Origin of the sequence: Methylobacterium sp. GC_Met_2, assembly GCF_026540795.1 — a bacterium.
Taxonomy (GTDB): domain Bacteria; phylum Pseudomonadota; class Alphaproteobacteria; order Rhizobiales; family Beijerinckiaceae; genus Methylobacterium.
Genome location: NZ_JALNUM010000173.1, coordinates 1 through 9,369 on the forward strand (window position 1 = coordinate 1; position 9,369 = coordinate 9,369).

General features: G+C 58.0%; 5 protein-coding genes and 5 pseudogenes. 6 read left to right on the forward strand and 4 right to left on the reverse strand.

Annotated features, from left to right (window positions below):
• Positions 1-221 precede the first annotated feature (221 nt).
• On the forward strand, positions 222-1,226 hold the full coding sequence (locus tag OXS49_RS31405; protein ID WP_267428489.1) for a glycosyltransferase family 2 protein: 1,005 nt from the start codon (positions 222-224) through the stop codon (positions 1,224-1,226).
• Positions 1,227-2,060: 834 nt separating this feature from the next.
• Here the strand turns inward: OXS49_RS31405 and OXS49_RS31410 are convergent.
• Both OXS49_RS31410 and OXS49_RS31415 read right to left on the reverse strand, forming a co-directional pair.
• Positions 2,061-2,504: an IS5 family transposase gene (locus OXS49_RS31410; protein ID WP_267428490.1), complete on the reverse strand. Its 444-nt coding sequence runs from the start codon at positions 2,502-2,504 to the stop codon at positions 2,061-2,063.
• A 110-nt stretch (positions 2,505-2,614) separates the two neighbouring features.
• On the reverse strand, positions 2,615-2,899 hold the full coding sequence (locus OXS49_RS31415) for a hypothetical protein (RefSeq protein ID WP_346016980.1): 285 nt from the start codon (positions 2,897-2,899) through the stop codon (positions 2,615-2,617).
• Between the two features lie 10 nt (positions 2,900-2,909).
• Between OXS49_RS31415 and OXS49_RS31420 the strand changes: the two are divergent.
• The 3 genes and pseudogenes from OXS49_RS31420 to OXS49_RS31430 all read left to right on the forward strand — a co-directional run.
• Positions 2,910-3,176, forward strand: a pseudogene (locus OXS49_RS31420) (hypothetical protein); the annotation flags it as partial.
• A gap of 602 nt (positions 3,177-3,778) precedes the next feature.
• Positions 3,779-4,447 (forward strand): sugar transferase, encoded by a 669-nt coding sequence (locus OXS49_RS31425; protein WP_267428491.1) that lies wholly within the window; start codon positions 3,779-3,781, stop codon positions 4,445-4,447.
• Between the two features lie 300 nt (positions 4,448-4,747).
• Positions 4,748-5,137, forward strand: a pseudogene (locus OXS49_RS31430) (transposase); the annotation flags it as partial.
• 18 nt (positions 5,138-5,155) lie between these two features.
• Here the strand turns inward: OXS49_RS31430 and OXS49_RS31435 are convergent.
• Positions 5,156-5,826, reverse strand: a pseudogene (locus tag OXS49_RS31435) (IS3 family transposase); the annotation flags it as partial.
• A 53-nt stretch (positions 5,827-5,879) separates the two neighbouring features.
• On the opposite strand from OXS49_RS31435, the pseudogene OXS49_RS31440 reads away from it, so the two are divergent.
• Positions 5,880-5,993, forward strand: a pseudogene (locus OXS49_RS31440) (IS481 family transposase); the annotation flags it as partial.
• Between the two features lie 23 nt (positions 5,994-6,016).
• The gene (locus OXS49_RS31445) at positions 6,017-8,065 is read left to right on the forward strand and encodes a cellulase family glycosylhydrolase (protein ID WP_267428492.1); all 2,049 of its coding nucleotides are present in this window, start codon (positions 6,017-6,019) and stop codon (positions 8,063-8,065) included.
• 562 nt (positions 8,066-8,627) lie between these two features.
• Here the strand turns inward: OXS49_RS31445 and OXS49_RS31450 are convergent.
• Positions 8,628-9,178 (reverse strand): annotated as a pseudogene (locus OXS49_RS31450) (IS630 family transposase); the annotation flags it as partial.
• Between the last annotated feature and the right edge of the window lie 191 nt (positions 9,179-9,369).

Below are 9,369 nucleotides of genomic sequence, written 5' to 3' on the forward strand. Positions count from 1 at the left end.
GCAGCCTTTTTACCTATTTGAATGGTGAGTTAGAATTGGTCGAGATCAGCTTCCAATGACTTAGATTATCGTCATTCACTCGAGCATCTACAGGTCATTCTAATTTTGGCATCTTAAAAAAATTTAGGTAACGACGATTCTTTATGGTAGGCAATCTGGCTGTAAGACGCTGATTTATCGGGTTCGACGCATTTTATAGGCTTGAGCTGCCGGGACGTAAGGTGGCATGGGTTGATGAATGCCCGATGAATCGTCGGATGATCTGGATATTGCGGCTGGATCGACAGTCGCAAATACCGTTTGAGGGTGGAATGAGACAAACCGTTAAGGAGACAACAGACGTATGTATCGTAATTGTCAATTACAATGGCGCCGCGACATTAGTCAAATCGGTGAGAAGTATAATCGACAATTTTCGCTACGAGGACTATTTGGTGGTGGTTGTAGATAATGATTCCACGGATGGGAGCATGGGACTCATTTGTAATATCAGCCCGAAAATCCGTTTTATTTATTCAGATAAAAATATTGGCTTTGGCGGCGGAAATAATTTAGCGTTCAGTCGCTTTCAGGCCAAATATTATTATCTGCATAATAGCGATGCTTATCTCTGCGGTCGGAGTCTTGATGTTGCAATTGAGGCAGTGAGCATGGATAATTCCATTGGCATTTTGGGGCTGCCACTTCAGTTCCCAGATGGTCGGGCACAAAGTCATGCATACACTCGCATGACAGTCTTAAAGAAATTTATTCAATGCGTTAAAATGGATAGCTTTATAAAGATGGTAGCTCGCGACAGTTTATTGATTAAGCGTATTTTGTCTATAAGTAGAACGAGGCATGGTGACACATTCCTTATGGGGCAGAGTCTAGACAAGTCGACTAATTCGAGTTCGATCGTAGATGTTGATTGGGTTTGTGGGGCATCGATGATTTTGTCTGCGGATTTACTTAAAAATGTTGGAAACTTTGATGAAAATTTTTTCATGTATTATGAAGATGAGGATTTATGTTGGCGGGCACACGCCTCAAGTTTTCGAGTCGTAACGATGGTGCTTCAGCCTGTCGTTCACGATTTCGGATGGGGGAAAAGTAAAATCAAGGCTAAGCCCAGCAAAAGAAGACTCGAAAGCGCTGCTTATTTCGTAGATAAGCACTTTTCAAGATCGCCTATATCAAGACTGGCTCTTAAGCTGTTAATGAGAATTTCCCCAAAGTCATGGTGATTTCGTCGTAGCGGTCTTTCGTTTTTTAATGGCTAGTCGAACGTGCTTACTTTTAATCGCTAAGTATTGTTCGGATGCATCTTGAAGGTAAGATAGATTGGCAACGTGTTTGCTAATTGCGAATGAGCGGATTATTCTGCGCAATAGCAGGTGTGGCTACGCCATCTGAGTGGTGTTTGGTTGCGGAGAACTGCTGTTCAAGCAGTATCTTGCGTCTGTTTTCCGTCATCCAAATTTGACAATTCAAAATTCTGTCCGGCATCGTGATGTTTCCTGAAAGAGCTTTCGCGGCATGAAGGAGATGAGGCGAAGGGGGCGAACGGTTCTCCTTTCCGGCTTTTGCATTCCCATATGCGGTCGTTGAATGCCAGGCAGCCAAAGGTGTGGCTCATTTGACTCATGTGGTCTCATATCATCGCCGACCGCTCAGCTGTCCTTATCACGTTGATCCGTACTGATTAGAACGAGCGCCAGTCTGGAGGGACAGAATGTCAGTTCGGTCGGTCTTGGTTTCGTTCGTAGGTACTTTTGTGCTGTTGGTAGCTACGCAGGATGGGTCGGCGGCCGAGATAAACACCTACTTTGCCATGCCACCACAGATTAAACACGTTGCCCCATGGAAAGCCTCAATGGTGACGCTTGACATATTGAGCGTCCGGCAGAACCCTTTGGATCGGCCGTGGAACCCGCGTGTCTGTATCGGTTGCGATCGCAATAACGGTCCACGGTCTGATCAGAGGCATGCTTACCGAACTCGCTAACCAACCAGGCCGCCCCTGCCATAGACGGACGCTGGGCTGTTTGGCCGTGAGCGGACCTAGGGTTTGGACTCGATCAGCACCAGAATGCGATGATGGCGGCCAGAGCGAGGGTCGAGGCGTAGTTGCGGGCGAGTTTGTCGTAGTGGGTGGCAATCCGGTGGAAGTCTTTGAGGCGGTTGAAGGTGGTCTCGATCCGCCACTGCTCCCGATAGCGGGGCCTGTCATGGCGGATCTTCCGCTTTCGGCTGCGTTTACCTGGAATGACCGGCGTAATGCCGTTCTTGCGTAGGTCAGCGCGCAGCCAGTCGGCGTCGTAGCCCTTGTCGGCGGCCAGACGCCGGATCCGGCCAGGCGCTTCGGCCAGCACCGCCGGGGCGGTGGTCACGTCGCTGGCGTTGCCCGGCGTCAGCACCAGAACGCCTGGACGGCCGAGGACATCGGTGAGCGCGTGGATTTTGGTGGTCTGGCCGCCACGCGACGGGCCGATGGCCTGTGCTTTTGCCCCCTTTGCCGCCATGGGCTGAGCGGTGGGCTCGGACGTAGCTACTGTCGAGGGCGGCCGCATCGCCCGCCCATCCGGCCTCGGCCGGCGCGGCGAGCATGGCTTTCCAAAAGCCGCGGTCGCGACTAGCGGTTGAAGCGGTTGTAGACCGTAGTGCGCGGACCGTAGGCGGCCGGGCCGGTGATCACGGACGTAGGCCCGCTTCTGGGCGGCAGTCCCTGACGCAGAGCCTCTTTATAAAACCCAAGCTCAAACGCTTGCCGGCCGACAAGCCGTTCAAGCGCGGCGATGCGCGCCTCGTAGGCTTGGATCGTGTCGGCGGCGGCCGCGCGGTCGTCGGACGCGCCGGGCTCGTGCTTCTGCACCAAGACCCGTACGAGGGTGCGCGAGAGATCGTGGCGCTTGGCCAAGCCGTGCGAACCCCGGGCCAACTCCGCGAAGGGGCGGTTGAAAGCGCTTCTTAAAGAGACCGGATCCGAGGGACTGACGCACGTAGAGATCACCGAGCATCTGACAGATGTGGCGGCTAGCACCCTAAACACGTATCTTAGCGTGATGGCCAACGGCGGTGAGTTGGAGCGGCACGGGGATAAGTACCGCGTTGGTGCTCCCGCGGCGGCCGCACAGGACGAAGGTGCTTCCGAGGACGATCAAGAAGACGCCGAGAACTCCGAGGCTGCCGAGTAAGGCCGTCCGCACCTCTGCCGCCTTGTAGGACGTAGTTGCGCCTCCAGGGCGACGAGGCCTACGCAGTTCCCGGGGGCTGAAGCTCAATGGATAGAGCCGATCGCTTATGACAGTCTAGTTGCAAGTTCAAATCCTCTTGGACCTACCATCTCAAAACTGTTGGCGTCATCTTCTTGATGAGACCCTCAGCGACCAGGAGAGTTTTGGAAAGGCATTCGATCCGGCGGCACCAAGAAGCGACGTTGGGCTGGATGTCTAACATGCCCGCTGTTCCCAGGCTAAAAAATGCCGAACGGCAAATCGCCCACACTGTCCCGCCTCGATCTCTTCACGAAGCATAGGCGCGTCTGAGCCTACCAAGCGGTTGGGCCAACTCGCCATATCGGTTTCTGTTGGCAATTTAAATCTATCCGCGTCAAGTAGTCGACGGCTTGTAGGCACTAAATTGCTTGCGCGCCTGTGCCAGACTTCGTAGCGCAGTTAATTTGGCATTAATATGCCTATTGCGGAAAGGCTCATTATAAGATATGATTTTGAAGAATTCAATCAACAGAGCGTTCGGCTCCACTTAGAGCGGGGCATTCCGCTAGTGGTGAGCTTAGATGGTGGACGCAATCAGGCGTGAGTTGATCAGCTGCCGCGAAGTGGAGGTGGCTGGGTCGAATGCTTTTCCGGATTCAAAATTTGTTTTGCGCCTTGGTTTTGACGTAGCTATTGCAGCTATGATCTTGGCTTTACTCGCTCCGTTGCTTGCCGTTGTAGCCTTGTTGATCCGGGTGGATAGCACAGGACCAGCCTTGTTCCGCCAGACCCGTACTGGCCGGAACGGGCGCACGTTCCTAATCTACAAGTTTAGAACTATGCACGTGCAGGAGGATAGCGCTGTCGTGCAGCAGGCCCAGCGTGGCGATGCGCGATTGACCGGGCTGGGTGGGTTGCTGCGTAAGACGAGCTTGGACGAGCTGCCGCAGCTGCTCAATGTACTGCGCGGTGAGATGGCGCTGGTCGGCCCGCGCCCCCATGCGTTGGCTCACGATAGACACTATGGCGCACTGATCTCGACATATCATGAGCGGTTTGCCGTGCGGCCCGGCATCACTGGCTGGGCTCAGATCAATGGGTCGCGCGGCGCTACGCCTGAGTTGGCTGACATGCAACGTCGGATCGAGCTTGACCTTTGGTACGTCGAGAATCGCAGCCTCGCTCTGAATCTCAAGATCCTGTTTGCAACAGCGCTACACATCCTGCCCAGCCGATCTAACGCTTACTGATCCAAGATCCCAGGCGGTGGCTTGCGATGTGAGGTACTGGCGGTTCGCAATGACGGGCATCCCGTCGTTTGTATAGTGGATCTTCAGGCTCCGTGTACTCGATGGCAGGCGCACACGCCACCATGCAAAAAAATACGCAAGGCGCATACGGGGAACGATCTCTCAAATAATCATAATCGCGGGACCCATATAGATCTTCCGGGAAGAGTTGGTATTTTGTATGGTTGTTGATTCTAATCTTCAAATAGTAATCCGAATTTCCGTGTGACGGGCCTAGCATCTTGTCGTAGCCTTGTTCCAGTGGCGGGCCTGCGCCTGTCCAGGATCGCCGCGCCGTTCGTGCTCGACGGGCCGATCAACCGCGACGCCTTCCAAGTCTACGTCGATCAGGTTCTGGTGCCCGAACTCGCACCCGGGGACATCGTGATCATGGACAATCTCGTCAGCCACAAAGGGCCGGCCGTGCGCGCGGCGATCGAGGCGGCGGACGCGCGGCTCCTGTTCCTCCCGCCCTACTCGCCGGACTTCAATCCGATCGAGATGGCGTTCTCGAAGTTGAAGGCGGGGCTGCGCAAGGCCGCCGAGCTCACGCGCGAAGGGCTCTGGACCACGATCGGGCGGCTCGTCGATGCCGTCACGCCCGACGAGGCCGCAAACTTCTTCGGCGCGGCAGGATACGACCCAGATTAAACCGAAACCGCTCTAGGGGATGTCCGCGCCCCATTTCCGATCCGGTCCCGCCGCCGTGGCGTTCTGATCGAGGTGGTTGGGCGCGACTGGTAAGGCATGGCCGCTGTCCGTCGTGCGTCGGAAGCGGCGCGGCTGGCGGGCCTTGAGCCCGTTCTCCCGCATCAGCCGGGCCACGCGCCGCCGGCCTGCCGCGAAGCCCTGCTCGCGCAACTCGTGCGTCAAGCGAGGGCTGCCGTACGTCTCATGCGCGAGCGTGAAGGCGGAGCGCCTCGCGCTGCCGCACCGAGGCTGGAGGGTCCTTCCAGGCAAAGTAGCCGCTCGGACTGACGTCGAGGACCTTGCACAGGTGCGCGACTAAGAAGCCCTTCTTCGCCACGTCGGCGAGGTGGAACCTCATCGACTTCCCTCTTTGGCGAAAAAAGCCGTGGCCTGCTTCAGGATTTCGCGTTCCTGGCGCAGCACCTCGTTCTCGCGGCGCAGCCGCTTGAGTTCGGCAGCCATGTCTTCCTGTCGCTCGGCCGGCGGGCAGTCCATCTCCCGCTCACGCCGGCCGTCAATCTAGTTGCGCAGCGTCGAGAGCCCGACGCCGAGATCAGCGGCGATCTCCCGGCGAGACCGCTCGCTCGTCTGCGCCAGTCGCATCGCCTCAGACGAAACTCAGAGATAAAGGTCTGCTTCCGGTCTGCCATCGGAGCCCTCCTCTTTTAGGAAAAGAGCTCTCCACTTTTGCAAAGCAAGTCCACGTCGGCTAAAGCCCCTGCGTGGCCTCACGCCCTACGAGCATGTCCTTCAGGTCTGGACCAAAAAGCCCGAACACTTCAGGATCGATCCGTCCCACCACATCCCGGGACCACACACCTATACAGAGCGGAGATCGCTATGTTCGGATTACTCTGCCGAGTGCTCGCGCTCGCCATCAACATCTCTCTGCTCGGTAGCGCTGCGCCCGCCCATGCGCGCATACAGTTCAACACGAACAGCGGCGCGCCGCTATCTCAGGTTGAACGCTTCAAGGCCGGTCCGATCCCGCCCGCCTTGGTGGCGAACGCCGGCGTCAACGTCGGGCTGTTCAGCCTGTTCGGCCCGGTTCCAGGCGTCATCAACTACAACTATTTCGACGCCACCGACGCAGAGGCCGCCTACTTGGCAGCCCGCGGGGTCAAGTACGTTCGGATCCCGGTTGTCTGGGACATCCTTCAGAGCAGCCCGGGCGACCCGCTCAACGCGGGGGCTATCGCCTCGTTGAAGCGCAGCATCGCGACCTATGCCCGCTTCGGCATGCTCTCGATGGTCGATCTGCACAACTTCAATCGACGCACGCCGCCCGGCTCGACGACGATGGACGGGACAACGCTCGTCTACGTCAACTCGACGCAGATTCCTCAGTCCTGGTTTGTCGAAGTTTGGTCCAAGCTCTCGGTAGCCCTGAAGGGCAACCCGGGGGTCTACGGCTACGACCTCATGAACGAGCCGGAGCAGACCACGGCCGCGGACTGGGTCACGCAGGCTCAGGCCGCGATCGACGCGATCCGCGCGAACGGCGACACCACGCCCATCATCGTCGAGGGTGTATCGAACGGGCAGCCGGACTTCGCGACCGCCAACCCGAACATCCAGACGCTGAAGGACCCGGCCAAAGCGCTCCACTTCTCCCACCACTTCTACCCGGTCGGCGCGGGCGACAACGCCAGCTTCAACGGCGCCGACGCAGCGGGATCGGGCGTTACCGCGACCAAGCTGAACGACCGTTTGGACCCGTTCGCCTCGTGGTGTGCCAGCTACGGCTTCAAGTGCAACATCGGGGAGTACGCCGTCGGTCGCGACAGCCAGCTCTGGATGGCAATGGAAGATGCCTTCCTGACCGATGCTGAGCGCTACCAGATCCCATCGTTCTTCTACTTCTTCGGCGCCAACGGTGCGCGCGACGAGAACAACATCTATCCGTTCGACGGCGTGGAGCCGCGCCAGTGGGCGGTGATGGCGAAGCATAACGGCGTTACCGGCCTACCGGTGATGACCAGGCTTTTGACCTCGGTCCCGACTGCCTATCGCAGCTCACCAATCACCGCCACGCTGGATCTGCGCGGCATCGTGCCGGTGAATGCGACCTATACTTTCAACGACGGCAACAAAGGAGGCTCGTTCTCACCTGCCTCGGTTAGCATGGTCGCAGGCGCGTCCAATTTTTTCCAAACTGTCACCTATACAACGCCTAGTTCCGATCAGAACGTCACAATCTCCGTGTCTAACAACGCGGGACAGACGAGTCCCACTCCAGTCACTCTAGTAGTGGTAGGCATCAGCCAAAATGCCTATGTCGCCCCATCGCTCGACAACACGCAGAGTAGCAAGGCATTTGGTTTCAAGAATGGCACTCCGTCTTTCGTCGGCGGCAGTACTCTAACCGACTTCATCACACCAAAGTCGGGCACGATCACCACCGACGCGACCGGGATCATCTCAGACAAGGTGCTCAACCCTTCCACCGCCCTTAAGGCGCTGCTGCCGCAGAGCGGCCCGGCAACGATCATGGTTGAGGTAAACTCGTTGGCTTCGTCTAACGGTGCCATAATCGGCAACTTCGGGGCAATTCCTAATGGGACCGATGGAACGTCGGGTACTAATCAGCAGATTCTTGCGTTCGTCGCGAGCGGAAAAGTCTACAACATAACGTCGGGAGCACCTGGTGGTATCGCGACTCCGCAGCGCATTGTTCTATCTTGGGACAATAAAAGCATTAGCGGCATTGTAACCGATGGTACCCTAATAGAGACGTCGACTTCAGCTGGAATTAGCATTGATCAGTTCGGAGGTCGACCTGATAGCCCCGACCAGTACTTCGCCAATAGAATCACTGCGATTGCGGTCTGGCCGTTCAAGGGTACCGGCGCCGGAATGAGGTCGCTCGCGTCCAGGACGACTGATTAGCGATCGTCCCCCACCCCTTGAGGTTGACGCTGAGCGGGGGCACCTGTCTGCATGGTAACCGTTGATGCCCATCGCTACTGGCAGCTTGAACCATCAGGTGTAGCTCCTGCATCGGGTCGCGGGGGCGTATCAGCCGCCCCGTTCGGTGCAGTGGAAGCGCCTCCAGTTCGAACGCGCCGCCACTATCACGGTCGTTAGCATGCCGTTCCAGGGCGTGCCGGCCTACGACTGCAACGTCGTCCAGCAAGCGCAGGTTAGTCCATTATGTCCATTCTGCCGCCGCTGAAGTTTGAGACTCTGCCGCGGGTGGTGGCACCGTGACGTGCCTGCCGGCATTCTCAGATTTGACCGTCGCGATCGCGCTTGTGGCGCTGCCCGCCGTCATCATCGTCGGTACGAACTTGCCAAAGCCGATAGGCATCTCTGAAGCGCCTTGAACAATCTGCAGAAAGATCACTAAGTTGGCGAGCTATAGCGATGTCCAAGTATTGACACGTGTTCAAATTCACCACTCAGAATCTTTCCAGTCTGGGCGCCAGAGAGAGACGGACGGCCAGGCCAGGGTCGGGGTCTTCCAATGACCGTGCGGGACGGGGGAGCGCAGCCGCTGGCCGCGGGGACAGCGCCCGCGGGTGCTGACCATGCTGGTGGCGGTCCACGTCTCGTCGAGGAACACAAGCCGGTCCGGGTCGAGATCGGGCTGGCTCTCGAACCACGCTTCCCGGGCGGCCTTCACGTCCGGCCGATCCTGCTCTGCGGCGTGGGCCGTCTTTTTTTGTACGTTAGGTCGCGCGCGTCGAGGAAGGCCCACAGCGTGCCGAGCCCGACGGTGAGGCCATGCTTGTCCTGTAACCGGGCGCGCATCTCCTCCAGGGTGATGTCAACCTTCTCGTCGATCAGCGTACGCAGGAACGTCTCGTAAGGGTCGAGCTTGGAGCGCCGGGCACGCCCCTGCGGCCGGGCGGCCACCGTCCCAGTCGCGGCGAGCGCCGCCATCCAGCGGATCGCGGTTGCCTAGCCGACCCCGAAACGGGCGGCCGCCTGACGGCGCGAGGTCGCCGCAGCCGCGGTCACCACCCGCTCGCGCAGGTCCAAGCTGTAGGGGCGGCCCATGCATCACTCCGGCTGTCGACCGGCCGAGTGAATCAGCATCCCAGCGCCGCGTGAACCCCACCAAGCCGATTCAGCCCAAACCGAAAACGCTCTAGTGGTGTGAGTCTAACACTTGGTGTCCGCGCTTTGCGGCCTGGATGATGCGATCCGGGTTAGCGGTCCAGACGAAGGGCTTCGGATTGCCGCTACTC